At 72.9% G+C, this 25,655-nt stretch carries 23 protein-coding genes; 15 read left to right on the top strand and 8 right to left on the bottom strand.

Features of this window, described 5'->3' with window-relative positions; genetic code table 11:
- Nucleotides 1–2 precede the first annotated feature (2 nt).
- Complete coding sequence (locus tag ACFWM2_RS29100) at nt 3–1,037, bottom strand: response regulator (RefSeq protein WP_383286119.1); 1,035 nt, start codon at nt 1,035–1,037, stop codon at nt 3–5.
- 114 nt (nt 1,038–1,151) lie between these two features.
- On the opposite strand from ACFWM2_RS29100, the gene ACFWM2_RS29095 reads away from it, so the two are divergent.
- The 3 genes from ACFWM2_RS29095 to ACFWM2_RS29085 are packed head-to-tail and all read left to right on the top strand — an operon-like array spanning nt 1,152 to nt 3,297.
- The gene (locus ACFWM2_RS29095; protein ID WP_383286117.1) at nt 1,152–1,895 is read left to right on the top strand and encodes a glycosyltransferase family 2 protein; all 744 of its coding nucleotides are present in this window, start codon (nt 1,152–1,154) and stop codon (nt 1,893–1,895) included.
- A complete protein-coding gene (locus ACFWM2_RS29090) occupies nt 1,892–2,524 on the top strand; it encodes a DUF2064 domain-containing protein (RefSeq protein WP_383286115.1) in 633 nt (210 codons plus the stop codon). The genes ACFWM2_RS29095 and ACFWM2_RS29090 overlap by 4 nt, the downstream gene beginning before the upstream one ends.
- Nucleotides 2,521–3,297: a class I SAM-dependent methyltransferase gene (locus tag ACFWM2_RS29085; protein ID WP_383286113.1), complete on the top strand. Its 777-nt coding sequence runs from the start codon at nt 2,521–2,523 to the stop codon at nt 3,295–3,297. Before ACFWM2_RS29090 ends, ACFWM2_RS29085 begins: the two co-directional genes overlap by 4 nt.
- Before the next feature lie 319 nt (nt 3,298–3,616).
- Here ACFWM2_RS29085 and ACFWM2_RS29080 read toward each other — a convergent pair whose 3' ends face one another.
- Entirely contained in the window at nt 3,617–4,909 is a 1,293-nt protein-coding gene (locus ACFWM2_RS29080) for a molybdopterin-dependent oxidoreductase (protein ID WP_383286111.1), read from the bottom strand.
- 113 nt (nt 4,910–5,022) lie between these two features.
- Between ACFWM2_RS29080 and ACFWM2_RS29075 the strand changes: the two genes are divergently transcribed.
- A complete protein-coding gene (locus ACFWM2_RS29075) occupies nt 5,023–6,372 on the top strand; it encodes a hypothetical protein (protein WP_383286109.1) in 1,350 nt (449 codons plus the stop codon).
- On the opposite strand, the gene ACFWM2_RS29070 is transcribed toward ACFWM2_RS29075, so the two are convergent.
- Nucleotides 6,348–7,514 (bottom strand): PP2C family protein-serine/threonine phosphatase, encoded by a 1,167-nt coding sequence (locus ACFWM2_RS29070; RefSeq protein ID WP_383286459.1) that lies wholly within the window; start codon nt 7,512–7,514, stop codon nt 6,348–6,350. The genes ACFWM2_RS29075 and ACFWM2_RS29070 overlap by 25 nt on opposite strands.
- Before the next feature lie 155 nt (nt 7,515–7,669).
- A complete protein-coding gene (locus ACFWM2_RS29065) occupies nt 7,670–8,305 on the bottom strand; it encodes an NAD(P)-dependent oxidoreductase (RefSeq protein ID WP_383286107.1) in 636 nt (211 codons plus the stop codon).
- Between the two features lie 106 nt (nt 8,306–8,411).
- On the opposite strand from ACFWM2_RS29065, the gene ACFWM2_RS29060 reads away from it, so the two are divergent.
- Nucleotides 8,412–8,873, top strand: a complete 462-nt coding sequence (locus ACFWM2_RS29060) for a hypothetical protein (protein ID WP_383286105.1) — start codon at nt 8,412–8,414, stop codon at nt 8,871–8,873.
- 64 nt (nt 8,874–8,937) lie between these two features.
- Here the strand turns inward: ACFWM2_RS29060 and ACFWM2_RS29055 are convergent, their stop codons facing one another.
- Complete coding sequence (locus ACFWM2_RS29055) at nt 8,938–9,492, bottom strand: SH3 domain-containing protein (protein ID WP_383286104.1); 555 nt, start codon at nt 9,490–9,492, stop codon at nt 8,938–8,940.
- Nucleotides 9,493–9,700: 208 nt separating this feature from the next.
- Here ACFWM2_RS29055 and ACFWM2_RS29050 point away from each other — a divergent pair, with 208 nt between their 5' ends.
- Nucleotides 9,701–10,600, top strand: a complete 900-nt coding sequence (locus ACFWM2_RS29050) for a hypothetical protein (RefSeq protein ID WP_383286102.1) — start codon at nt 9,701–9,703, stop codon at nt 10,598–10,600.
- On the opposite strand, the gene ACFWM2_RS29045 is transcribed toward ACFWM2_RS29050, so the two are convergent.
- Nucleotides 10,515–11,888: a PLP-dependent aminotransferase family protein gene (locus tag ACFWM2_RS29045; RefSeq protein ID WP_383286100.1), complete on the bottom strand. Its 1,374-nt coding sequence runs from the start codon at nt 11,886–11,888 to the stop codon at nt 10,515–10,517. The genes ACFWM2_RS29050 and ACFWM2_RS29045 overlap by 86 nt on opposite strands.
- An 80-nt stretch (nt 11,889–11,968) precedes the next feature.
- Between ACFWM2_RS29045 and ACFWM2_RS29040 the strand changes: the two genes are divergently transcribed.
- From ACFWM2_RS29040 to ACFWM2_RS29025, 4 genes are all read left to right on the top strand, one after another.
- Nucleotides 11,969–12,748: an alpha/beta fold hydrolase gene (locus ACFWM2_RS29040; protein WP_383286098.1), complete on the top strand. Its 780-nt coding sequence runs from the start codon at nt 11,969–11,971 to the stop codon at nt 12,746–12,748.
- Between the two features lie 152 nt (nt 12,749–12,900).
- Entirely contained in the window at nt 12,901–13,335 is a 435-nt protein-coding gene (locus ACFWM2_RS29035) for a hypothetical protein (RefSeq protein WP_383286096.1), read from the top strand.
- A 101-nt stretch (nt 13,336–13,436) separates the two neighbouring features.
- On the top strand, nt 13,437–14,444 hold the full coding sequence (locus tag ACFWM2_RS29030) for an endonuclease/exonuclease/phosphatase family protein (protein ID WP_383286094.1): 1,008 nt from the start codon (nt 13,437–13,439) through the stop codon (nt 14,442–14,444).
- Nucleotides 14,445–14,482: 38 nt separating this feature from the next.
- Nucleotides 14,483–16,414 (top strand): FUSC family protein, encoded by a 1,932-nt coding sequence (locus ACFWM2_RS29025; RefSeq protein WP_383286092.1) that lies wholly within the window; start codon nt 14,483–14,485, stop codon nt 16,412–16,414.
- A 133-nt stretch (nt 16,415–16,547) separates the two neighbouring features.
- Here ACFWM2_RS29025 and snpA read toward each other — a convergent pair whose 3' ends face one another.
- Nucleotides 16,548–17,213 carry a snapalysin gene (snpA, locus tag ACFWM2_RS29020; protein WP_383286090.1) on the bottom strand — a complete coding sequence of 222 codons (666 nt, stop codon included), beginning with the start codon at nt 17,211–17,213 and terminating at the stop codon, nt 16,548–16,550.
- Between the two features lie 186 nt (nt 17,214–17,399).
- Here snpA and ACFWM2_RS29015 point away from each other — a divergent pair, with 186 nt between their 5' ends.
- The 4 genes from ACFWM2_RS29015 to metG (ACFWM2_RS29000) all read left to right on the top strand — a co-directional run bounded on the left by ACFWM2_RS29015 (nt 17,400) and on the right by metG (ACFWM2_RS29000) (nt 24,289).
- A complete protein-coding gene (locus ACFWM2_RS29015) occupies nt 17,400–18,344 on the top strand; it encodes a LysR family transcriptional regulator (RefSeq protein ID WP_383286088.1) in 945 nt (314 codons plus the stop codon).
- Between the two features lie 167 nt (nt 18,345–18,511).
- A complete protein-coding gene (locus ACFWM2_RS29010; protein ID WP_383286086.1) occupies nt 18,512–20,638 on the top strand; it encodes a VWA domain-containing protein in 2,127 nt (708 codons plus the stop codon).
- Nucleotides 20,639–20,750: 112 nt separating this feature from the next.
- Nucleotides 20,751–22,358 (top strand): methionine--tRNA ligase, encoded by a 1,608-nt coding sequence (gene metG, locus ACFWM2_RS29005; protein WP_383286084.1) that lies wholly within the window; start codon nt 20,751–20,753, stop codon nt 22,356–22,358.
- A 206-nt stretch (nt 22,359–22,564) separates the two neighbouring features.
- Complete coding sequence (gene metG / locus ACFWM2_RS29000) at nt 22,565–24,289, top strand: methionine--tRNA ligase (protein WP_383286082.1); 1,725 nt, start codon at nt 22,565–22,567, stop codon at nt 24,287–24,289.
- Between the two features lie 47 nt (nt 24,290–24,336).
- Here metG (ACFWM2_RS29000) and ACFWM2_RS28995 read toward each other — a convergent pair whose 3' ends face one another.
- A complete protein-coding gene (locus ACFWM2_RS28995; protein WP_383286080.1) occupies nt 24,337–24,702 on the bottom strand; it encodes a hypothetical protein in 366 nt (121 codons plus the stop codon).
- A 165-nt stretch (nt 24,703–24,867) separates the two neighbouring features.
- Between ACFWM2_RS28995 and ACFWM2_RS28990 the strand changes: the two genes are divergently transcribed.
- The gene (locus tag ACFWM2_RS28990) at nt 24,868–25,344 is read left to right on the top strand and encodes a hypothetical protein (protein WP_383286078.1); all 477 of its coding nucleotides are present in this window, start codon (nt 24,868–24,870) and stop codon (nt 25,342–25,344) included.
- Nucleotides 25,345–25,655: the final 311 nt, after the last annotated feature.

The raw sequence follows: 25,655 nt of genomic DNA, 5'->3' as shown, positions 1-25,655 counted from the left end.
GGTCACGGCTCCTGCGTGGAGGCGGCGGCGCCGGGGTCGCCGGTGAGGGGGCTCTGCGTGGTGAACTCACCGGAAGAGGGGCGGGAGGCGGTGCCGGGGGTCGCGCCGGGGGCGGTGCCGGAAGCCGTACCGGAGGCGATGTCGGGGACTGTGCCGGAAGCCGTACCGGAGGCGGCCGCCGCGGTGCCGGGGTCGGCCGCCGTGCCGGGGTCGGCCGTAGGTCCCTCGAAGCGGTAGCCCACGCCCCACACCGTGTGGATCAGACGGGGCCGGGCGGGGTCGTCCTCGACCTTGCCGCGCAGGCGCCGGACGTGCACCGTGACGGTCGACAGATCACCGAAGTCCCAGCCCCAGACCTCGCGCATCAGCTCCTCGCGGCCGAACGCCCGGCCGGGATGCCGGAGCAGGAACGCGAGGAGGTCGAACTCCCGGATGGTCAGGGCGAGTTCGATGCCGCCCTTGGTGGCGCGCCGGGCGCCCGGATCCACCGTGAGACCGGCCGCGCGCAGCGGACGGGTACCGGGCGCGGGCCGCGTCCTGCGCAGTACGGACTCGACGCGCAGCACCAGCTCCCGCGGGCTGAAGGGCTTGGTGACGTAGTCGTCGGCGCCCACCTCCAGGCCCAGGATCCGGTCGTCCTCGTCACCGCGGGCGGTGAGCATGATGACCGGGACGGGCCCGCGCCCCCGTATCCGGCGGCACACCTCCAGGCCGTCCATCCCCGGCAGCATCAGATCCAGGACGATCAGGTCGGGCCAGTGCGCGGCGGCCCGGGCTAGCGCCTCGGGCCCGTCGCCGGCGCGGTCCACCACGTACCCCGCGCGGTCGAGGTAGCCGGTGACGACCTCGGCGACCGTGGGGTCGTCGTCCACGACCAGAATCCGCGCGCCCCCGCCGGCCCCGGCCCGCACGCCGACCCGGGCGTCGGCCCCGGTGCCGGATTCGGTGCCGGTGCCGCCGACACCCACCGGGGCAGGACCGACCTCCGGACCGGGCCCGGCGCCCGCGCCACGCGACTCGTACCGCTGCTGCTCCATACCGCCAGCCTCGCACCGCGCTCGCGCGGATGCCGCCCCCGAGGAGCCCCGAGGCCCTGACGTCCGTGTTTCGTAAGGAGCAGGAGTCCGTTGTGCCCGCTTTGCGTTCGTAGGGTGAAACCCGTGACGACCTCTCCCGCATCGGAACCGGAAACGGACCCAGCAACGGACGCGGCGCCCGTCGACGTGGTCCTCCCCTGTCTGAACGAGGCCGGGGCCCTCCCCTGGGTCCTGGCGCGCATCCCGTCCGGCTGGCGCGCGCTGGTCGTGGACAACGGCTCCACGGACGGCTCGGCGGACCTCGCCCGCGCACTCGGCGCGCAGGTCGTGCACGAGGAGCGCCGGGGCTTCGGCGCCGCCTGCCACGCCGGGCTGTCCGCCGCCACCGCGGACATCGTGTGCTTCTGCGACAGCGACGCCTCGCTCGACCCCTCGCTGCTCGTCCCCTTCGTCGCCGAAGTGCGCGCGGGACAGGCCGACCTGGTGCTCGGCCGGCGCCGCCCGCAGGGCCGCGGCGCCTGGCCCGTGCACGCCCGCGCGGGCAACCTCGCACTGGCCCGGATGCTCCGCCGCCGTACCGGGCTGCGGCTGCACGACCTCGGCCCGCTGCGTGCCGCACGCCGCACACCGCTGCTCGCCCTCGGTCTCACCGACCGGCGCAGCGGCTACCCCCTGGAGATGGTCGTCCGGGCCGCCGACGCCGGCTGGCGCGTCACCGAGCACGACGTCCCGTACCTGCCGCGCACCGGCACCTCCAAGGTGACGGGCACCTGGCGCGGCACCTGGCAGGCGGTACGCGACATGCGCCGCGTCCTGGCGGCGCCGGCCGCCCTTTCCCGAGGAGGAACTCCCCAGTGAGCAGCGCCGACGCCACCACCCTCCTCGTCATCGCCAAGGAGCCGCGGCCGGGCCGTGTGAAGACCCGGCTCACCCCGCCGTTCACCCCCGAGGAGGCCGCCGCGCTCGCGGAGGCCGCGCTCGTCGACACCCTGCGCGTGGTGCTGGCGACCCCCGCGCGGCGACGGGTGCTGGTGCTCGACGGTCAGCCGGGCCGCTGGCTGCCGCCCGGCTTCGACGTCGTACCGCAGTGCGCGGGCGGGCTCGACGAACGGCTGGCCGCGGCCTTCGGCGGCTGTACGGGACCGGCCCTGCTCATCGGCATGGACACCCCGCAGGTGACGCCCGCGCTGCTCACCGTCGACTGGCGGGACCACGAGGCCTGTCTCGGCCCCGCCGCGGACGGCGGCTTCTGGGCACTGGGCCTGGCCGAGCCCGACCCCGGCCTGATCCGCGGTGTCCCGATGTCGACGGCCACCACCGGCGCCGTACAGCGGGAGCGGCTGGTCGCGGCCGGGCTACGGGTCCGGGACCTGCCCCCGCTGCGGGACGTCGACACGGCGTACGACGCCGTGCGGGTCGCCGCGGCGGCGCCCGGCGGAACCTTCGCCGCCGAACTGTCCCGGCTGACGGCGGTCACCGGCCGATGAGCACCCTGCGGACCAAGCCGCACTGCGCCGCCGCCCCCGCCTGGTCGGCCGACCCGTACGCCGATGCCCTCGCCGCCGGCCGCGGCCCCCTCTTCCTGCGCCGTACCGACGGCTGGCTGCTGCCGCTGGAGGTGGAGCGGTGGTGCGCGGACGCCGACGCGGTGGATCTGGAGGTGCTGCGGCGCTGCGAGGGCGCCGTCCTCGACGTGGGGTGCGGGCCCGGGCGGCTCGTCGCCGCGCTCGCCGCACGCGGGCGCCCGGTCCTGGGCGTCGACGTCAGCGAGGCGGCCGTCGCACACACCGTCCGGCTGGGCGGTCAGGCCCTGCGCCGGTCGGTCTTCGAACCGCTGCCCGGCGAGGGCCGGTGGGACACCGCCCTGCTCATCGACGGGAACGTGGGAATCGGCGGCGAGCCCCGCGCATTGCTGCGCCGGCTCGCCCGACTGCTCGCCCCCGGCGGCCTGTTGATTGCGGAGACCGTTCCGGTCGACGTCGACGAACGGGTGCGCGTGGAGGTCGCCGACGGCCGCGGCGCCGCCGGTACCCCGTTCCCCTGGGCCCGGCTCGGCACCCCGGCCCTGCTGCGGCACGCGGGCCGCGCGGGCTTGTCACCGGACGGTCAGTGGACCACCGGCGGCCGGTCCTTCGTCGCCCTGCGCAGCCGGAGCGACCGCAGGACCAGCAGGGCGGCGGAGGCCCCGAACAGCACGGCGGTGATCAGGAGCCAGCGGGCCGCGAACCCGTCGCCCGACAGACCGGTGGCGGACGCGTAACGCCCCGCGACCTGACCGCTGATCAGCGGGAACCAGACCAGCAGAAGCAGCCCCGAGAGCGCCGCCGGGACCCGGACGTAACCGGCCCACTCCCGGCGGCCGGCCGCGCCGAGCGCCCCGCCGACGGCCCGGTCCGCCAGCGCGTACAGCGGGACCAGCACCAGGTCGTGCAGCACCGCCGCGCCCACGAACCACAGCGTCACCCCGACCCAGTCGTCCGCGAGCAGCCGGACGCCCGCGTAGCCGGACAGCGCGAATGTGCAGGCCAGCAGCAGGAGTTGCAGGGGACTGCCGAGAGGAAGCCGACGGCCGCTGGGCATCACAGGTCTCCGAACGTCATCCGGGCCACCCACTTGGTGTTGAGCACGCCGGGCGCCGCCGGGACGATGACGCGCGCGGGGTAGCCGTGGTCGGGGGTCAGGGGCTCGCCGTTGACATACAGGGCGAGCAGCGAGCGCGGGTCGGCCACCTGGTTGGCGCGCAGGGCCGCCCGCCGGAACGCGCCGTGCCGTTGGAGCGACTCCACGAACACGTCCGGCGGTCCGTCCTCGTGGCCGACCAGCGCCGCCAGGTCCCGCAGCCGTACGCCCCGCCACCACTGGTCCGACGTCGACCAGCCCTCCACACAGGCGATGGGCAGGGCCGAGCTGTGCAGCGGCAGGCGCAGCAGGTCCGCGCGGGCGAGCCGGACCGTGCCGGCGCGGCCCTCGACGACCAGCCGCCACGCGTCCTCGCCGGTCTCCGCGGGCCGGATCCCCACTCCCGCGGCCGTCTTGTTGATCTGGAAGGCGCTGGGGCCCGTGCCCGGTTCGGGTCCGCCATGCGGCGCGAGGACGGCGGTCTCCCGCAGCGGTCCGTCGAAGCTCCGGCCGGCCGTCGTCACGAACAGGAGCAGCGAACCGCCGCCGACCAGACCGAGGGCACCGCGCCGGGAGACGGTGGGGGGAGCGGGGTCCGGGGACGCCAAGTCATCTTCTTCCGGGCGCTGTTCGTCCCGGAGGTGCCGCAGATTGCGTACGGCCGTCGGCACCCGCAGCACCGCGTGCGCCACGAAGGCGGCGATGAAAACCCACGCCCCGTAGAAGTGCAGCGGGTAGAAGGAGCCGGGGAAGACGTAGTCGAGCTGGACGTTCAGGACGCCGGTGGTGAACTCGAACAGGCCGCCTCCGACCAGGAGCAGCAGTGAGATCCGCTCCAGCGCGTGCGAGAGCGACCGCGCGGGCGGCAGTGCGAACAGCTTCGGCACGACCGACCACAGTTTCGCCAGCAGTACGGGGACCAGGGCCAGGCCGAGCGTGACGTGCACGCCCTGGGTGAGGCGGTACAGCCACACCGGGTCCGTCGGCCAGGAGAAGAGGTAGAAGCCGAGCAGGCCCTTGTCCGGCGTCTTGTCGTTCACCGGTGACAGACCCGGGTTGTAGGCGGCGTACGACAGCAGACCCGTCACGAACAGCAGCGTGATGCCGCCGAGCAGGACGACGCCCAGCACCGAGGTGAACCGCAGCCCGCGCACGGGACTGCGCCAGAAGCCGGGAGAGGCGGGGGAGCGGCCTCGGGGGAGACGTCGGGAGACGCGGGAGAGCCGGGAGGCCGGGAGGCGTGGGTCGCGCATGTCCCGACCGTAGGACCGGACGGGCCCGTCACAGGGCCTTCGACTCATGACGAAACGCTGACGTCGGGGCCCGGCGCGGCCGGTGCCGGCCATCCGCGGCCTAGCGTTCCCGTGTGAGACGCGATCTTCTCCCCAGCCTGTGGGCCGTCCTGGCCGGCGCGCTGCTCGTCACGGCCGCCGTCGTGGTCGGCACCGCCGTCGAACGCGACGACGGCACCCTCCACGTGGGGTGGCCGCCCCTGTACGCCACCTGGGAGCCGCACCTCGGCCCGGGCACCCCGGCCGCGCTCGCCGTGGCCGTGGCGGTGGTCACGTACGGGCCGTCGCTCGCCGCCCGGCTGCCGTGGCGCGCACTGCTCGGTGCCGGGTGGGGGACGGCCCTGGCGTGGACGTTCTCGCTGGCGCTCGTCGACGGCTGGCAGCGCGGTGTCGCCGGGCGGCTGACGACCGCGTACGAGTACCTCCGGGCCGTCGACCGCTTCCACGACATCCCCGCCACCCTGCGGGACTTCACCCGGCACATCCTGATCCACTCCCCCGGCCACTGGCCCGCGCATGTGGCCGGGCATCCGCCGGGGGCGACCCTCACCTTCGTGCTGCTCGACCGGATCGGGCTGGGCGGCGGGGCCTGGGCCGGGGTCTGGTGCATCACGGTCGGCGCGACGGCCGGCGTGGCCGTGCTGATCGCCGTCCGCGCCCTGGCCGGGGAGGCCCTCGCCCGGCGGGCGGCGCCGTTCCTGGTGCTGTCCCCGGCCGCCGTGTGGGCGGGCACCTCCGCCGACGGCTACTTCGCCGCGGTCGCGGCCTGGGCCCTGGCGCTGCTGGCCCTCGCGGTCACCGGTCACCGGCCGAGGACCGCCGCCCTCGCCTCCGGCCTCCTCTTCGGTCTCCTCTCCCAACTCTCGTACGGGCTGCTGCTGTTCGCCGTGCCCGCCGCCGCGGTGCTCCTGCTCGGACGCTCCCGGCTGCGGGTTCTGCCGTACGCGGCCGCCGGACTCGTCGTCGTGCCGCTGACGTTCGCGCTGCTCGGCTTCAACTGGTGGGAGGCGTACCGGTTGCTGGTCGAGCGCTACTACGAGGGCGCGGGCGGCGTCCGCCCGTACGGCTACTGGGTGTGGGCGAACCTCGCGTGCACGGTTGTGGTGGCGGGGCCGGCGACGGTGGCGGGGCTGCGGTGGGCGGTGGCCTCGGTGGCGCGCCGGCGGCCGGCCGCCGGCGCCGTCCCGGACGCGGCGGGCCCCGACCCCGGCCGCCGTCTGGCGTTGCTCACCCTCGCCGCGCTGGCGGCCCTTCTCGTCGCGGATCTCTCGGGGATGAGCAAGGCGGAGACGGAGCGGATCTGGCTGCCGTTCGTGATGTGGCTGCTGCCCGCGGGGGCGTTCCTGCCCGGCCCCCGGCGCTGGCTCGCCGCGCAGGCCGTCCTCGCGCTGCTCCTCAATCACCTGTTGCTGACCGGCTGGTGAGCCTCGGGGCCGGCCGCCCGCCGGCGTACGGCGAAGATCGTCGTGTCGTCGCCGAGGTGGCCGCCGCTGTGCCGCAGGGTGCCGTCGCGGACGAGCCGGACGAGCCGCCGGGGTTCGATCGCGCCCGGGTCGGCGGCCAGCGCCTCGGAGACACGGTCGAGGAGCGGGAAGAACTCGCCGTCCCCGTCGCGGGCCTCGGTCACCCCGTCGGTGACGAGCAGCAGTGTCTCGCCGGGCCCGAGCGGCACGCGCAGCACGGGCGGCGGCTCCGGCACCAACTCGCTCAGCCCGAGGGGGAGTCCGTCGCCCGGCGGCAGCGAGCGGACCCCGTCGGGGCCGACGACCAGCGGCGGGTCGTGGCCGAAGTTGATGACCTCCACCGTGTCCCGGTCGTCGTCGGTGAAGCCGACCAGGACCCCGGTGGCGAAGCGGTCGCCGTCGGTCTGTCCGACCGCCGCGCAGTACTCGACGTGCCGCAGCATCCGCGTCTCCAGCCGGGCGGCGACCGTGGTGAGGGAGGACTCGTGGTACGCGCTCTCGCGGAACGTGCCGAGCAGGGCCGCCGCCACGTCCACCGCGCCCAGCCCCTTGCCCTGGACGTCGCCGAGGAGGACGCGGGTGCCGCTGGGGCCCGGCTGGATGTCGTAGAAGTCGCCGCCGACACGGGCCTCGCTGTCCGCGGCGAGATACGCGGCCGCGTGGTCCAGGTCGCCCCAGCCCGGCGGCAGCGGGCGCAGTACCGCGCGCCGGGTGGTCTCGACGACGTCCCGCATGTGCAGCATGTGCCGTTCGCCGCGCACCCGGACCGCGCAGGCCAGTGTGGCCAGCACCCCGCCCGCGGCGACAAGGATGAAGTCGGGCAGTCCGGTCTGGTACTGGTGCGGCCAGGAGGTGTCCACCGTGACGTAGGTGAGGACCGCGAGGACCGCGAAGACCGCCGTGCCCCACACCCCGCAGATCGCCGCGGCGATTCCGGGCACCAGCACGATCCAGGAGATGATCCGGAACTCGCCGGACGTGTTCCAGTCGAGCACCGCGATCGCGACGAGCAGGATCAGCGGCGGCACCCAGGCGACACTGCGGCCGCCGATGCGCAGTTGCTCCCGGTCGGCGGCGTCCGGCCGCCGTCCGGCGCCCGGCAGCCGGTCGAGTACGGCCGACCGCTGCCTGCTCTCGCCGAGCCCTTCGTCGCGGACGGTCCGCCGGTGCCGCCCCGCGCCGTGCCGCGGGGTGCGCAGGGTCGTCCACCGGTCGCGCCTCGCTCCGTGCCGCCGGCCGTCCACCTGTCCGCGCCTCGTCAGTACGCGACCGAGATCCGAGCGCGCGGATGGGCGTGGTTCTCCAGTTCGTCGACGAAGGCGACCGCGTAGTCCTCGGCGCTGATACGGCTGTTGCCGTGCTCGTCGGTGAGCAGCTCGTCGCCGCCGACGCGGTAGCGGCCGGTGCGCTCACCGGGGGTGATTTCGGCGGCCGGGGAGACGTAGGTCCAGTCGAGGTCGTCGAGGGTGCGGTAGAAGGCGAGGACGTCGCGGTGGGCGAGGGCCTCGGGAAGCGCGAACTCCGGGAAGCCGGGCTGGTCCGACAGGGCCTGGCCGGGGGCGACCTCCAGGCTGCCCGCGCCGCCGACGGCCAGCAGCCGCCCCACTCCGGCCTCGCGGGTGCCCTGCGCCAAGGCCTGGTTGAGCGCCAGGAAGGGGCCCCGCGGATCCGAGCCGTCGCGCGGCGGGACGCATGCGGAGGCCACGGCGTCCACTCCCACGGCCAGTGCGGCGACCTTCGCCGGGTCCCCCGCGTCCGCGGCGGTGGCGGTGACCCCGGGAATCGGGGACTGCCCCGACCGGCTCGCGGCGGTGACCCGGTGTCCGCGCGCCGACGCCTCCGTCGCGATCCGGCTGCCGACCATGCCGGTGGCGCCGAAGAGTAGGAGCTTCATACGGCCCAGCGAAACACGGTGCCGTGACTGCCGCATCCCGACTTGCCAGCGCTCTGCGCGAGGTGTGCTCTGGAAGGCAGGGGCGAGGAGAGAGAGGAGTGTTCCCATGGCTCAAGCGGCACCCACGTCAGGGACACCACGTACACCCGGAAAGACCGACCGCGCGACCGGGACGCCCGGCGTCCTCAGCCCGCGCGCGTCCGCGGCCGTGCAGCTGGCGCTACCCGTGGTGCTCGGGCTCGTCTACGGCTTCTGGGCCGCGGCGATCCGGCGCGACACCCACGCCATCACCGGCTGGAACGTGCTGTTCGGCTTCGTGTGCGCGATCGCGTTCGGGGCGGTGTGGGCCGGCCTCCGCATGATGGCGCCGAGGATGCGCCGGGAAGTGCACGCGCTGCTCTGGTTCGCCTTCGCCGGCATCTCGTTCGGCTTCCTGTACAGCCAGACCGGAGCGACGATCCTGCGGTCCGTGCTGATGTCGATCGGCATCGGGGCGGCCGTCTTCGCCGTGCTGTTCTACCGCTACTACACGCACGAGGACGCGGAGGGCCGCCCGAATCGGAGCTGATGCGGAGCGACTTCGGCGCACGAGGCCCCGGCAGGGTTGCCGGGGCCTCGCGCGTCTCCCTCACTCAGCCACTGGAGCCCGAAGCGCTCCAGCTCCAGGAACCCGAAGCGCTGAAGCTCCAGGAGCCCGAGCCGGAACCGCTGGAACTGCTGGAACTACTGCTCGACGAACTCTGGTCGTCGCAGGCGTCGCACGTCCAGGCGCCCCGGTCGTGCACGTTGTCCGAGGTCCTGTCCTTCCAGCCGGGGCACGGGTCCGAGCAACTCGGCACGCCCTGGCTTCCGGTGTCGACGAAGGCGGCGCTCGCCCACGCCCGGGCTCCGGTGAGCCAGTACCAGTAGGGGTTGCCGAAGACGTTCTGCCCCCTGACCGCGCACTCGACGCGGTCCTGGCTGCCCGGTGAGACCGAGCCGACGACCGCCGAGTTCGTGGTGGGCATCTGTCTGAGGTTCAGTTCACCGCTCGAGACGATGGTGCCCCAGATGGGACTCCCGGAGCCGTCACGACCGGTCGGATGGGACGGGGCGGCCGCCGCTGAGGTGCCCGCCATCGCGACGGTCAGAACGCCGCTGGTGAACAGGGCCGCGGCACAGGTCCGCAGGGCCGGGGTGGTGCGCATGATCGGCCTCCTTTCCCCAGATCCAGGTAACACCCGTTCGGGTGAGCCCTCCACCGGAGCCCGGAATCACGGGCTTCTGCGGGCCTTCCGGGCCCCGGTTCCGCTCCCCCGGACGGCCCGCCACCCGCTCCCCCGTACGGCTTGTCATATGCGCCCATATGCAGCCAAACCGCTCGCACGCGCCGCCCGCGAGGACTTGCCTGAGGGGGTGTCCCTACGTGTCCGGAGCGCCCTGTCGGCCGTGCTGATCGCCCTCGCCTGCCTGCTCGCGCCGGTCGGCACGCTCGCGATGTGGGCGACGTACGAGATCGGTGACAGCGGTCGCTACGAGGCCACGACGGCGCCGCTCGCCACCGACCCCGCCGTCCGGGAGGCCATCGCCGCGGCGACCACGGACGGCATCATGCGCGAGGTCGAGGTGGGGCCCCGACTGCGGCGGCCGGTGCGCTCCTTCGTGCACGAGGCCGTACGGTCCTTCACCCAGACACCGGCGTTCCACACCGCGTGGGATGCCGCCAACCAGGCCGCGTACGACGCCGTGATGCGGGCGCTGCGCGACGACCGCGAGCGGGCGGTGACCCTCGACCTGGCGCCGGTCACCGAGCAGGTGAAGCGCCAACTCACCCACGACCACGTGCCGTTCGCCAACCGCATCCCGGTCGAGCACACCGAGATCACCGTGCTCAGGCCCGCCGATCTGACCGAGTTCCGGAAGGGGTTCCACGTGCTCGAATTCGCCGGTTTCTGGCTTCCGGTCGCCACTGTCGTGCTGGCGGTGGCGGGAGTGCTGGTCGCGGTGTGCCGTCGCCGGGCGGTCGTCGCGACCGGGCTGGGCACCGCCCTGGGGGCCGGGCTGCTCGCGGTCGCCATCGCCGTGGGGCGCCGGCTGACCCTCGCCGGGCTGCCGTCCGACGTGTCCCACGCGGCCGCCGGGGCGATCTACGACACCCTCACGACGACCCTGCGCTCGGTGTCCTGGCTGCTGTTGGGGCTGGGTCTGGTGGTGGCGCTCGGCGCGCTCCTCACGGAGCGGATCGCGCGACTGCGGCGAGCGTCCGCAGTGCCCACGCCAGCTCCTGCCGAGGAGCCGACGCAAGTCCGAGCCTGACCGCGTCGACGGCTCCGGGCGCCGGTACGGCGGCGGCCCCGCGTGCCACGGCCACCTGGAACGCGGGGCCGGGCGTGACGGCGATCCCGCGCCGCGCGGCCGCCGCCGTGAACGTGTCCGCACGCCACGGCGCCGGCAGCTCCCACCAGGCGTAGTACGCCCGCGGATCGGCGCGCACGGCGAAGTCCGCGAGGTGTTCGGCGACGAGCCGCTGCCGCGCCGCGGCGTCCGCGCGCTTGGCGGCCACCAGCCGGTCCACCGTGCCGTCGGTGATCCACCGCACCGAGGCCTCCAGCGCGAACCGTCCCGCCGTCCAGCCGCCGGAGCGCAGCGCCTGCGCCACCGCCTCCTGCCGCCCCTCGGGCACGACCAGGAAGCCGGCCGTCAGCCCGGGCGCGACGCGCTTGGAGAGCCCGTCGACGACATGGGTGCGCTCGGGGGCGTACGCGGCGAGCGGATCGAGGCCCGTGTGGTCCCCGTGCGCGTCGGGCCCGGCGAGGAAGGACCAGATGCGGTCCTCCACGACGGGCAGGTCCAACGCCCGGACCACGTCGGCCAGTTCACGCCTCCGGCCGCTCCCCATCGTCAGCGAGGTCGGGTTGTGCAGCGTCGGCTGGACGTACACGGCGGAGAGCGGGGCGGTGCGGTGCGCGGCGGCGAGGGCGTCGGGGCGCAGCCCCTCCACGTCGGTGGCCAGCGGCACCAGCACCGCGCCAAGCCGGCCCGCGATCTCCTTGACCAGGGGATACGTCAGCGACTCGACGCCGACGCGACCGCCCGGCCGGACGAGGGAGGCGAGGGCGCCCGCGATCGCCTGCCGGGCGTTGCCGGCGAAGAGGAGCCGGGCGGGCGCGGGACGGAAGCCCGGGGTGGCGAGGAGGGCGGCGACGGCCTCGCGGGCCGGGGCGGTGCCGGTGGCGGGAGCGGTCCGCAGCGCATCCGACAGGACGTCGGGGCGCAGCAGCGGCGCGAGGCCGGGGGAGAGGAGCTCCGACTGCCCCGGCGCGGTGGGGTAGTTGAGCTCCAGGTTGACCGGTGCCGTGGTCGCCGGTTCGGCCAGGGCGCGGCCCGAGGGCACCGGCGCGGCCCGGACGAACGTGCCGCGGCCGACCTCGCCCACCACCAGTCCGCGCCGCACCAGTTCGCCGTACACCCGCCCGGCGGTCGAGCCGGCGATTCCGCGGCGCCGCGCGAACGCCCGCTGCGGCGGGAGCCGTTCACCGGGCTTCAGCCGGCCGGTGGCGATGTCGTCCGCGATGCGGTCGGCGATCCGCCGGTAGTCCCCCACGCGTCCGCCCCTTTCCGTCATTGCACCGAGAGCAAAGATCTTATTGCACCGAGGAGTTGAGGGGCCCTAAGGTCGATCACATGGCACCCTTCCTCGCATACGAGGACAAAGGCACCGAAGCGTCGCGCGTGCCCCTTGTCCTGATCCACGGCCACCCCTTCGACCGCACGATGTGGGTACCGCAGATCGCCGCCTTCTCACCCGCGCGCCGGGTGATCGCCCCCGACCTGCGCGGTTACGGCGCGTCCCCGGTCGTCCCCGGCAGCACCCCGCTCGCCGCCTTCGCCGAGGACATCGCGGGCCTCCTGGACGGGCTGGGGGTGGGCGAGTTCGTCCTCGGCGGGCTCTCCATGGGCGGCCAGATCGTCATGGAGTGCTACCGGCAGTTCCCGGACCGCATCCGGGGCCTGGTCCTCGCCGACACGTTCCCGGCCGCCGAGACCCCCGAAGGCAGGAAGGCGCGGAACGACATGGCGGACCGCCTCCTGCGGGAGGGCATGCGGGGGTACGCCGACGAGGTGCTGCACAAGATGGTCGCGCCGTACGCGGACGCGGAGGTCGCGGCGCACGTCCACCGCATGATGACCGCGGCCCCTCCCGAAGGCGCGGCGGCAGCCCTGCGCGGCCGGGCGGAACGCCCCGACTACCGCGAGCTGCTGACCCGGGTCACGGTCCCGGCGCTCGTCGTGGTCGGCGCCGACGACACGTACACCTCGGTCCGGGACGCGGAGGCGATGCACGCGGCGCTCCCCGACTCCACGCTCCGGGTGATCGAGTCGTCGGCCCACCTGCCGAACCTGGAACGCCCGGCCGAGTTCAACAGGGCGCTGTCGGCGTTCCTGGCCCGCGTGGACGGCTGAGCGGGCCGGGCCACCGAGCGGCCTGACCGGACCGGCGTCCGTCACCACAATCCCCCTACCCGCCGATTCACCCGTTCGGCCCATGCGGAATGCCGACCCATGCCCCCGGGACGAGGCTGCGAGAGAGTCGCATCCGCCCCGAGGAGACCCTCATGACCCAGCACACCGCATCCGCGTCCCCGCCCGGGGCCACCCACCCGAAGCACTCGACCTGGGCCACGGGAGGCACGGTCTTCGCCGGGATCCTGATGATGGTCAGCGGCGTCATCGGCGTCCTCAACGGCATCGCGGGCATCGCCGCCGACGACGTGTACCAGCGCGTCGGCACCTACGTGTACGAGTTCAGCCTCACCGCCTGGGGCTGGATCCACCTCGTCATCGGCGTGCTGGTCGCGATCACCGGCTGGGGCATCCTCAAGGGCGCGGACTGGGCACGCGGCGTGGGCATCGGCCTGGCGGCCCTGTACATGATCGAGTACTTCATGTTCCTGCCGTACGCCCCCGTCTGGTCGGTCATCTCCATCGCCATCGGCGTCTTCGTGATGTGGTCCCTGGCCACCTCGGCCCGGACGACCACCACCCCGTAACCACCTCGCCGGTCCCCGCCCCGTGCGGCAACCATCGCCCCGCGCCTCCCGTCTTTGAGGGAGGATTCGGGCACGCCACGCACGGGAGCGGGAGGCCGGACTTGGACATTGCGGCGGCAGAGGCGCCGGGCTCGGCGGAGCGGGCCGGCGGACCACGGCGGCGCGGGCGGGTCCTCGGGGCCTGGCTGAGCGGGCTCGTGCTGGCCGGCGTGAGTGTCGTCGTCGGATGCCGGGCCGCCGACACCGACGGGATCACGCCGGTGCCGCAGTTGCTGGCGTTCCTGCCGTGGCTGCTCGCCCCCGCCGGTTTCGCTCTGCTGCTCGCCGCGCTCGCCCGGTGGCGGCTCGGGCTCGTGTGGGGCGTGGCGGTGCTCGGAGTCATCGCCTGGTTCATCGAGCCGTACGGCAGGACCAGCGAGCCGTCCGGGGCCGCGGTCGCCGGGCTGCGGGTGATGACCTCCAACGTGCAGTTCGGCCGGGGAACCGACGCGCTCGTCCCGGCGATCCGACGGGAACGGCCCGACATCGTGTTCGTGGAGGAGTGCGAGTACGGCTGCCAGGACCGGCTTCGGGAGGAGTTCGGGCAGGGTGACTTCCCCTACCGGGCCGAGGTCGAGGGCGGCGGCTCCGAAGGGTCCCTCATCCTCAGCCGGTTTCCGCTCAAGAAGGCCGCCGGGGTGCCCGGGACCATGGGGATGCCGGGCGCCGTCGCCGACGTGAACGGCCACGACGTACGTCTCCAGCTCGCGCATCCCATGCCCCCGCTGCCGGACCAGGTCGGCCTCTGGCGCAAGGAGCTCGGCACCCTGCGCGACTACGCCGCCGCCGGCGAGGGGCAATCGACCGTCGTCGCCGGTGACTTCAACTCCTCCCAGGACCACGCCGCCTTCCGCCGGATCCTCGACACCGGCCTGCGCGACGGCGCGCGGCTCGCCGGGTCCCCCCGCACACCGAGCTGGCCGGCGCGGACCGCACCGCGGATCGGCACCCAGATCGACCACGTGCTCGTCTCCGCCGACTTCTCCGCCCGCCGGGCCGACTTCCTCCCCCTCGCCGGCACCGATCACCGCGCCCTCGTCGTCGATCTCACGCTCCACCAGCGGAAATGACCCCCGGGGCAGCCCGGCGCAGCGGTCATAATGACCCCATGCCCCGCCAGTTGCCCATCGGCCTCACCCCGCCCGACTGGCTGGTCAGGAACCTCCGACCCCAGCAGGCCCCGGTCAACTGGCCGGCCGTCGCCCGTGCCGCCCTCGCCATGGCACTGCCGCTCACGATCGGGCTCGCCGCCGGCCGGCCCGCGTACGGCGCGCTCGCCTCCATGGGCGCCCTGTCCGGTGTCATCGGCGACACCGCGGACGCGTACCGCATGCGGATCCTCAACATCGCGGTCCCACAGCTCTTCGGCGCGATCGGCGTCACGATCGGCTCCCTGGTGTTCGGCCAGGGCTGGGTCACCGTCGCCGCGGTCACCGGCGTCGCGCTCGTCTCCGGAATGATCTCGTCGATCGGCGCGGTCGCCTCCGTGTCGGGGCTGCTGCTGCTCCTGAACGCGGTGGTGGGTGCCGGACTCCCGATGCCGGGCTCGTGGTGGCTGGCGCCGCTGCTGATGTCCGGCGGCGGACTGCTGGTCCTCGCGCTCGCCCTGCTGGCCTGGCCGCTGCGGTCCGGGGTGCCGGAGCGGAGCTCCGTCGCGGGCACCTACCGGACGGTGGCACGGCTGCTGGCCGCCTGCGGCACACCGGCGTACGACGACGCCCGCCTCGCCGTCACGCTCTCCCTCAACCAGTCGTACGACCTCGTCCTCGCCCGGCGCGCCCGCCACCACGGCCGCAGCCCCGACCTCGTCCGGCTGCTCGCCCAGTTGAACGCCGTCACGCCCGTCGTGGAGGCCGCACCCGCCGCCCACCAGGCCGGACAGCCGCTCGCGGACGAGATCCCCACCGCCGTACGCCATCTCGCGGACGCCGTCGAGACCGGATACAGCGGCCCCATAGGGCTGCAGCTGCCGGTGCCCGCCAACGAGACGTCGCGCGCCGTCGACCACGCCCTGCGCCACGCCGCCGCCGTCGTCACCGACCGGAACCCGCGGCAGTCCGGCGACGACCGGACCGGTGGCCCGGCCCCCCTGCGCGTCCGGGCCCTCCGCGCGGCCCGCGGCGTCGTCCTGTCCCCGGCCTCCTGGCGCTACGGGCTGCGCCTCGCGCTGTGCATCGGCATCGCCCAGGCCCTCGTCTCGCTCATCGCGGTGCCGCGCTCCTACTGGGTCGCGCTGACCATCACCTTCGTGCTCAAGCCCGACTTCGGATCCGTCTTCTCACGGGCGCTGCTGCGCGCCCTGGGCACGGTCGCCGGGCTCGTCGTCGCGGTCGGGGTGCTCGCCGTGGTGCCGCGCGGCTGGTGGGACGTGCCGGTGATCCTGCTGCTCGCACCGCTCATCCCCGCCTTCACCCCGCGCGGGTACGGCTATCAGACCGCCGCCATCACGCCGGTGATCCTGCTCCTGTCGGACGTCCTCAACCACCAGGGCACCGGCCTGCTGGTGCCGCGCCTGGTCGACTCCCTCATGGGGTGCGCGATCGCGCTCGTCGCCGGCTATCTGCTGTGGCCGGAGAGCTGGCACACCCGGGTCGGCGACCGGCTCGCGGACGCGGTCGCCGACACGGCCGGATATGTGGAGTGCGCGTTCGGCGGCGAGCCCGACCCCGCCGAACGCGCCCGGATGCGGCGCCGCCTCTACCGCGATCTGTCGGCCATCCGTACGGAGTTCCAGCGCGCCCTGACCGAACCGCCGCCCACCGGACGGCGCGCCGCCGCGTGGTGGCCGCTGGTCGTCGCCGTCGAGCGGATCGTGGACGCGACGACGGCCGCCCGGGTACGCGTCAAGCAGGGCGCCCCGCCGCCGTCCTCCGGCGAGGTCACCCAAGTCACCCTGCAACTGCGCGAGTTGTCCGCGGGGCTGCGCGAGACGGACGTACTCGTCGAGGTCCGGACGGATCTCACGGGTCCCTCCGGCAGCGTCCTCGAACCGGTCCGCCAGGAGGTCGCCGCCGCCCGGGCGATCGCGTCGCCGCACTGAACCGCCACGAGCACCGTGCGGGCACACGACACGGTGCGGGCCGCCCGAGGAGGGGCGGCCCGCACATGTGGGGGGTGGGGATGGTCGGCCGGGGACCGGCCCGGGGTTCGGGAACCGGTCTGCCGGACAGGTCCTAGCGGGCGTCGGCCTTGCTCAGCGCCTTGTCGAGGGCCTTCGCGAAGCCGTTGGCCCACAGCTGGTTGACCCGGGAGCGCTCCGCCGCGTTCGGGTTGGGGTTGGTGCAGGACGTGCCGGGGCCGCCGCCGGACATCAGCTCGCTGCACGGGCCCGAGTAGTGGTCCGGGAGCCCGAGCACGTGCCCCGTCTCGTGGGCCGTCACCCGCGTCGAGTCGTACTGCCGGTTCTGCGCGTAGTCGAGGAAGATGTAGCCGCCGCCATGGCCGTTGGTGGAGGCGTACGAACCGCGCGAGTCGTTGCCCTCGTAGTACCTGAAGTCGGCGTTCGAGCCCGACTGGAGCTTCACGTTCGACACCGAGCTGTTCCAGATGGAGGCGCTGCGGGCTATCTGGGCGCTGAAGGTGGGGGCACTGGACGCGTTGTAGACGACGGTGACCGAGGCGGCCAGCGGGTTGGCGGCGCGCTTCTCCGCCACCGACTTGATGACCGCTTCGAAGAACGCCTGGTTGGCCTTGGCCTCCGCGGCCGAACCGGTGTAGCCGGCGGACGGGAGGGGCGCGGGGGCCGCCGCGGCCGGAACCGCGCCGAGACCGGCGGCGGTGACACCGAGGCCGACCGCGGTCGCGAGCAGGGTCCGGGACAGGGGCAGGGTGAGTCTCATCGATGACTCCTCGTGTGGGGGGGTGAAGTCGTCAACGGTGAGTGTCGATGCATGTGAGCGGGCTGTGATGATGGCAATGGGCGATAGGACCGGGCTATCGGCGTCCAGCAGCCGTCCAACTCGCCGGTTTTACTTGCGGTTTGTACATCTGGTGCGGCGCCTGGTTCCGGCTTAGGCTCCCGGGGCATGGAGCTCGAGGTGAGGCACCTCCGCGCACTGTGCGCCATAGCCGACACCGGCAGTCTGCACCGCGCCGCGCGTCAACTGGGCGTCGCCCAGCCCTCGCTGAGCACCCAGTTGCGCCGGATCGAACAGGAGCTGGGCGGAGCGCTGTTCACCCGCGCCCACACCGGCTGCCGCCCCACCCCGCTCGGCCGCCTCGTCCTGCTGCGCGCCCGCCCGCTCGTGGCCGAGATGCGCTCCCTGGTGGCCGAGGCCCGGTCCGCCGCCACGGACGGCCCCCAGCTGCGGGTCGGCTCCACCGCCAGCCGTGCCCTGTCCGGCTGGCTGCGCCGGCTGCGCGGGCGCCGGCAGGAACCGATCCTGCACATGGACGTCTCGGCCAACGCCCTGCTCCGCATGGTCGCCGACGGCCAGCTCGACATCGCCTTCGTGCACGAGGTGGAGGGCTGCCCGCTGCGCATCCCCGAGGGGCTGCGGCTGCGCGTGCTGATGGAACGCGAGCCTCAGTTCGTCTCCCTGCCCGCCGACCACCCGGCGGCCGCGCGGCCGGTGGTCCACCTCGCCGACCTGGCCGGGGACCGCTGGATGATCGACCCCACCGTGGACGGCGAATGGGACGCCGTCCACCGGATCCTGCGCGCGGCCGGCCTCAACCCCCGTGTCCTGCACGGCGATTACCACACCGCCGCGGCCCTGGTCGCGACCGGCGAGGTCGTCACGGTCTGCCAGCCGACCTCGCCGTCCCGGCCCGAGACGGCGGTACGGCGCCTCGCCGGCGACCCCCTCGGCGTACGGCTGCTGCTCGCGGCCCGTACCGAGGCGGAGCTCGACGCCGTCTACCCCGGCCTCGAGGAGGCGTACTGGGAGACGGCGCGGCAGGCACCGGCGTACGGGGAGTGGCTGGAACGCGTCCACCACCGCCCCCGTGCCTTCGCCCCGGCCCACTGAGGCCCAGGGCCCGTCCGGCGGAGCCGAACCTCCGAGTCGTCCGACGTCAGAGCCCTGCGCGTCCCTGTCACCGACCCTGGCCAAGATCGCCAAGAACGGCCGCTAACCTTACGTGTCCGTCCTGGCCAGGGATTGACGGGCATCAACTCACGCGAAGGGTTGCGCACATGGGCATTCTCACTCTCCTGCGGAATGCGTTCGGCCGCTCACGCAAGGGTCGTGACGCCGACGCGGAGACTTCGCGGGAGGCATCAAACCCGACCATTCCGGCACCGGCGACCGAGCCGAACCCGGAGACCTCCTCGGCGACGGCCACCTCCCCGGAGGTACCCGCACAGTCGACCGAGCCGGACCCCTCCGTGGTGGACGACCTGGTCTCCGCCGCCTTCGACAACGTCACGGTCCCCAAGCCCCGCACCACCCCGGCCACGGAACCGGCCACGGAGTCCACTCCGGCCACGGAGCCGGTCGCGGAGTCCGTTCCGGCCACGGAACCGGTCGCGGAGTCCACTCCGGCCACAGAACCGGTCGCGGAGTCCACTCCGGCCACAGAACCGGTCGCGGAGTCCACTCCGGCCACAGAACCGGTCGCGGAGTCCACTCCGGCCACGGAACCGGAGCCGAAGTCCGACCCGGTGACCGAGGCCGCCCCGGAGCCGACTCCGGAACCGGAACCGGAAGCCACCGAGGCACCCACCCCGGCAGCGAAGACGAGCAAACCGAAGGCCAACCGCGCGGCGGCCAAGGCGAGCGAGCCGGTCCCCGCGGAAGCCGCGGCCACCGAGCCCGCCCCCGCGAAGGCCAAGGCCGACAAGCCCGCCCCCGCGAAAGCCAGGGCAGCCAAGACCGCGGCAGCCAAGACGGGCAAGCCCGCAGCCACCAAGGCGAGCGCCGCCACACCGGCAGCCGCCGAGGCGAGCGCACCCGCAGCCGCGGCGACCGAGGCCAGCGCGCCTGCACCTGCGGCAGCCGCCGAGACAAGCGCACCCGCAGCCGCGGCCACCACCGAGACAAGCGTCTCCACACCTGCGACCACCGCCGAGACGAGCGCACCGGCACCCACGGCCACCGAGGCGAGCGACCCCGCAGCCGCGACCACCGCCGCCGCACCGGCACCCGCAGCCACCACCAAGACAAGCGAACCGGCACCCTCGGCCACCGAGGCGACCGACCCCACAGCCGCGGCCACCGCCAAGGCGAGCGCAGCCGCCGCCAAGGCAAGCGAACCCGCACCAGCCGCCACATCAACGTCCGCCAAGGCGAACGAGCCCGCGCCCGCCGACGGCGATGAGCCCCCGCAGGGGCCACCCGCAGTCGACGACGAAAGCCGCACGGGTGGTGCGGGTGGGAACGACAAGGCCGAAGGCGAAGCCGAGGCACACCCGGAACCGGCAGCCGAGCCCACGGCAGAGGCAACCCCGGAGCCGAAGCCGAAGGCCAGGGCAACGCCGAAGGCGAAGCCCAAGGCAGAGGCGAAGCCGAAGGCCGACCCGGAGCCGCAGCCGGAAACCGCACAGGAGCCGGAACCGGCAGCCGCCCAGAAGCCGCAGCCGAAGGCCGAACCGGAACCGGAACGGGAGCCGGAGCCGAAAACCGCAGAGGCACCCCGCCCTGAGCCGGAGGCCCCCTCGACGGACAAGCCCGCCGTCCCCCTCACCCGCGTGCGGACCAAGGCCCCCGCCCTGGCCACGGCATTCGAGGAAGCCGGTACCGCGCTGAAAAAGCGGGACCTCACCGGCACCCGGGCCAAGACCTACCTCGTCCTCGACCGCTCCGGCTCCATGCGCCCGTACTACAAGGACGGCTCCGCCCAGGCCCTGGGCGAGCAGGCCCTCGCCCTCGCCGCCCACCTCGACGAAGAGGCCACGGTCCACGTCGTCTTCTTCTCGACGGAGCTCGACGGCACCGGCGAACTGACCCTCACCGAGTACGACGGCAAGGTCGACGAGCTGCACGCGGGCCTCGGCCGCATGGGCCGTACCAGCTACCACGCGGCGATCGAGGAGATCGTCACGCACTACGAGAAGTCGGGCTCGACGGACCCGGCCCTGGTGATCTTCCAGACGGACGGCCCCCCGGACACCAAGGCCCCCGCGAACGAGGCCCTCGCGAACGCGGCGAAGCTCCCCCTCTTCTTCTCGTTCATCGCCTTCGGCGAGCACGACGCCAAGGGCTTCGACTATCTCCGCAAGCTGAAGGCGGACAACGCCGCCTTCTTCCACGCGGGCCCGACCCCGCGCGAGCTGACGGACGCGGAGGTCTTCGACGGCGTACTGGCGAACTGGCGCCCGTAGGACTGCTCAGGACGAACGACGGGGCCCGGCTTCACGCCGGGCCCCGTCTCCGTAACCGCACCGCCCATGGCCGGAGTGAGTCGATCTTCGTCGGGCCATTAGGATTTCGCCCATGGCGGCCACTGGATCCGAGAAGCAGGGTGAGAAGGCGTACTACGTCTCCACCCCCATTTATTACGTCAACGACGCTCCTCACCTGGGCCACGCCTACACGACCGTCGCAGGCGACGTGCTCACGCGCTGGCACCGTCAGCGCGGCGAGAAGGTGTGGTACCTCACCGGCACGGACGAGCACGGTCAGAAGATCATGCGCACCGCGGAGGCGAACGGTGTCAGCCCGCAGGAGTGGGCCGACAAGCTCGTCGACGAGGCCTGGAAGCCTCTCTGGGAGCACCTGGAGATCGCGAACGACGACTTCATCCGTACGACGGACAGGCGTCACGCGGACCGGGTCCAGGAGTTCGTCCAGGATCTCCACGACAAGGGCGAGATCTACAAGGGCGGCTACGAGGGCCCGTACTGCGTGGGCTGCGAGGAGTACAAACTCCCCGGCGACCTGATCGAGACCGAGGACGGCACGAAGCTGTGTGCCATCCACAAGAAGCCGGTCGAGCTCCTCAAGGAGGAGAACTACTTCTTCAAGCTGAGCGAGTACGGCGACAAGCTCCTCGCCCACTACGAGGCGAACCCCGGTTTCATCCAGCCCGAGTCGGCGCGCAACGAGGTCCTGAACTTCGTGCGTCAGGGCCTGCAGGACCTCTCCATCTCACGCTCCACCTTCGACTGGGGCGTCCCGGTTCCCTGGGACACCAAGCACGTGATCTACGTGTGGGTCGACGCCCTGCTGAACTACGCGACGGCGGTCGGCTACAACGAGAACCCGGCGAAGTTCGAGAACACCTTCCCCGCCGACGTGCACCTGGTGGGCAAGGACATCCTCCGCTTCCACGCGATCATCTGGCCCGCGATGCTGATGGCGCAGGGTCTGCCGTTGCCCGGCAAGGTCGCGGCGAACGGCTGGCTGATGGTCGGCGGCGAGAAGATGTCGAAGTCGAACCTGACGGGCATCAAGCCCCAGGACCTGACCTCGCACTTCGGCGTGGACGCGTACCGCTGGTACTTCCTGCGCGCGATCGCGTTCGGCCAGGACGGCTCGTTCTCCTGGGAGGACTTCTCCGCCCGCTACACGAGCGAGCTGGCGAACGACTACGGCAATCTCGCGTCGCGCGTGGCCGCGATGGTCGGCAAGTACTTCGGCGGCACGCTGCCGGAGGCCACGGCCGCGGGCGAGGCGGAGAAGGCGGTCCAGGAGGGGCTCGCGAAGGCTGTGGCCACGGCGGACCTGCGCATCGGTGACGACCTGGACTTCCAGGGCGGCATCCTGGCGATCTTCGACTTCGTGAAGCAGGTCAACGGCTACATCACGGAGCAGGAGCCGTGGAAGGTGGCCAAGGACGACTCCCCGGAGGGCCGGGCCCGGCTGGCGACGATCCTCTACACGGCCGCGGAGTCGCTCCGCGCGATGGCGGTCCTGCTCAACCCGGTCATGCCGGACACCTCCCAGAAGCTCTGGGACTCCCTCGGCGCCGAGGCGTCCCTGGGAGCCCTCGCGGATCAGAAGGTCCAGGAGGCCGGCGAGTGGGGCACGCTCCGCCCCGGTTCGACGGTCACCAAGGGCGCGGTGCTCTTCCCGCGCCTGGAGGAGAAGCCGAGCGCGTAGTGCGGACATGACGGGGCCCCGGGAACGAACTGTTCGTTCCCGGGGCCCCGCTCATTTCCCGGGCGTGCCCAGGACTCGGGCGCGGTCAGCCGGGCGCCGCCCCCGGTCGTCCCGGTCGACTACCATTTCAAGGTTCGTACGACGGCCCGGCGTGCAGTCGGAAGCGAGGTCCGTCACCGCACGTAGCGACCTGGGAGCAGCCCGCGATGGCTCGACACCTCATCACCAGCGCCCTTCCGTACATCAACGGGATCAAGCACCTGGGCAACATGGTGGGGTCCATGCTCCCGGCGGACGTGTACTCCCGGTACCTCCGCCAGCGCGGCCACGACGTCCTCTACATCTGCGGGACGGACGAGCACGGCACCCCGGCCGAGCTGGCGGCGAAGGAGCAGGGCCTGCCGGTCGACGTGTTCTGCGCGCAGGCGCACGACGCACAGAAGGCGGTGTACGACGGCTTCGCGCTGGCCTTCGACTACTTCGGCCGCAGCTCCAGCCCGCAGAACCGGGACATCACCCAGCACTTCGCCCGCAGGCTGAACGAGAACGGCTTCATCGAGGAGCGCGCGATCCGGCAGGTGTTCTCGCCGTCCGACGACCGCTTCCTCCCGGACCGCTATGTGGAGGGCACCTGCCCGCACTGCGGCTACGACAAGGCCCGCGGCGACCAGTGCGAGAACTGCACGCGCGTCCTGGACCCGACCGACCTGATCAACCCGCGCTCGGCCATCTCCGGCTCGACGGACCTGGAGGTGCGGGAGACCAAGCACCTCTTCCTGCTCCAGTCGAAGCTCCAGCACGAGGTCGACGAGTGGATGGCCCGGCTCGAGGACGAGTGGCCGCAGCTGGCGTCCTCCATCGCCCGCAAGTGGCTGACCGAGGGGCTGCACGACCGCGCCATCACCCGTGACCTGGACTGGGGCGTCCCCGTCCCGGCGGACACCTGGCCGGAGCTGGCCGCCGAGGGCAAGGTCTTCTACGTCTGGTTCGACGCGCCGATCGAGTACATCGGCGCCACCAAGGAGTGGTCGGATCTGGACCCGGAGAACCGGGACTGGAAGTCGTGGTGGTACGACGCCGACTCGGGCGAGAACCCGGTCCGCTACACGGAGTTCATGGCGAAGGACAACGTCCCGTTCCACACGGTGATGTTCCCGGCGACCGAGCTGGGCGTGCGCGAGCCGTGGAAGAAGGTCGACTACGTCAAGGCCTTCAACTGGCTGACGTACTACGGCGGAAAGTTCTCCACGTCACAGAAGCGCGGTGTCTTCGCGGACCACGCCCTGGAGATCCTCCCTGCCGACTACTGGCGCTACTTCCTGATCGCCAACGCCCCGGAGTCGGACGACTCGTCCTTCACCTGGGAGCACTTCACGGCGACGGTGAACAAGGACCTCGCCGACACCCTCGGCAACTTCGTCAACCGCGTCCTGTCCTTCTCCCGCAAGCGCTTCGGTGACGACGCGCCCGCGGGCGGCGAGCCGGGCGAGGCGGAGACGAAGCTGGGCGAGGAGATCGCCGGCCTGCTCGCGGAGTACGAGACCCAGATGGAAGCCCTCCAGTTCCGCAAGGCGGCCGCCGCCCTGCGGGCGCTGTGGTCGGCGGGCAACTCGTATCTGGAGGAGAAGGCCCCCTGGCTGGAGATCAAGACCAGCCCGGAGGGCGCGGCCCTGACCCTGCGCACGGCGATGAATCTGATCCACCTCTACTCGGTGGTCTCGGAGCCGTTCATCCCCGCGTCCGCGGCGGCCATGCGCTCGGCGTTCGCGCTGCCCGACGACACGGCCGCCTGGGTCTCGGCCGACGAGGCCCGCACCCTGGTCACGGTGCCCGCCGGCACCCCCTTCACGGTTCCCCCGGTCCTCTTCGCCAAGATCACGGACGAGGACCTGGAGGCGTACAAGGAGCGCTTCGGCGGCGCCCCGGCGTAACCGGAACCGTCAACGCGGGCCCGGGAACCGGCTGTTCCGGGCACGCTTCACCCGGCTTGGGCCCTGATGTGGTCGATCACCTCGGTGAACTCCTTCGTCGGTGAGAAGTCCAGGTACTCGCAGTCCTCCAGTGCTTCCGGCACGTGCCCGGGCGGCCAGTAGAAGGCCTGTCCGGCCTCGTAGATCTCCTCTCCCTCCTTCGTCCGCATCTTCAGCCGCCCCTTGAACACGTAACCCCAGTGGGGGCATTGGCACATGTCGTCGGGCAGGCCCTTGACCGCCGGCCCCATGTCGGTGCCCTTCGGAAAGCGCGCGAAGGCGACGCTCATGTCGCCACCGACTTCCTGCGTGCGCAGCTCCACACCGTTGCCTTCGATCGCGATGGGAGTTTCGGTTCGGGTTGTGGCCGTCATGACTCCTCCAGGGCCGGTTCGTCGCGGTGGTCCCGGGAGATCCGGCCTCTTCTCAGTCTCACCCCGACCTCCGCGGTGTGCGAGGTGTGTGGTGTCGGCGGCGGTGGAGTGCTCACAGGCCGACCCCATTAGTGGCATGTCCCCGCCCACCCGTATGGTTCCGCCATGGCAGTCCCCCACGTCATCCCGATCGCCTACGAGCCGAAGCGCCGCACCGAGACCATCGGTCGCTACGCGGACGGCCAGTTCCTGGCATCGATCACGTACGCCTTCCCCGAAGGGTTCCGTCCCGACGACGGCTGGGAAGAGCACAAGCGCCTCTACGTGGCGCTCCACACCTTCGACGCCGAAGGCCGGTACCGCGACTCGGAGATCTGGTGCGCGGGCACCTGGGCCGAGCAGCAGAGCGACCCGCAGGGCGAGGACTCGGTCCTCGCCCGGGCCCGCGCCCACCTGGCGAAACTGCTGCGCAGCCTGCCCCGGCGCGCGTACACGGACATCGCGATCCGTCCCTTCCAACGCACCGTCGACGGCGTCCTCTTCGGCCTGATGACCGGTGAGGACGAGGGGGAGGCCTGGGCCGAGCTCTACCCGGACCGCCTCGGCTTCGCCGCTCCCTGGAACGGCCGTTACGACACCTAGTCCTCCAACGAGGCCCGGAACCAATGGCGTTCCGGGCCCTCGGGCGAGCGAACGGGTCAGCCGGCCGACGCCGAGGCGCTCGGCCGGGTGGTCGCATCGTCGTCCGCCCGCTCCACCAGCGACGACGACCTTACGTCGCATCAAGTCCCTCGTGTGGGCCGGTCCTCGGGTCTCGGTCATGGGAAGACACCCTGGGGGCGGCCCCTGTGAGCCACCTCGGCGCGTACTCAGGGTTTCCCTGTCCATGCAAAATGGCCCGGAACCGACCTCGGTTCCGAGCCACCCTGCTTCACGGCCACTCCGTGGCGGCC

The organism is Streptomyces sp. NPDC058371, assembly GCF_042723265.1.
In the GTDB taxonomy this organism is placed as follows: Bacteria; Actinomycetota; Actinomycetes; order Streptomycetales; family Streptomycetaceae; genus Streptomyces.
The sequence above is the reverse complement of the archived record's forward strand: the minus strand, read 5'-3'. Positions and strand labels throughout refer to the sequence as shown.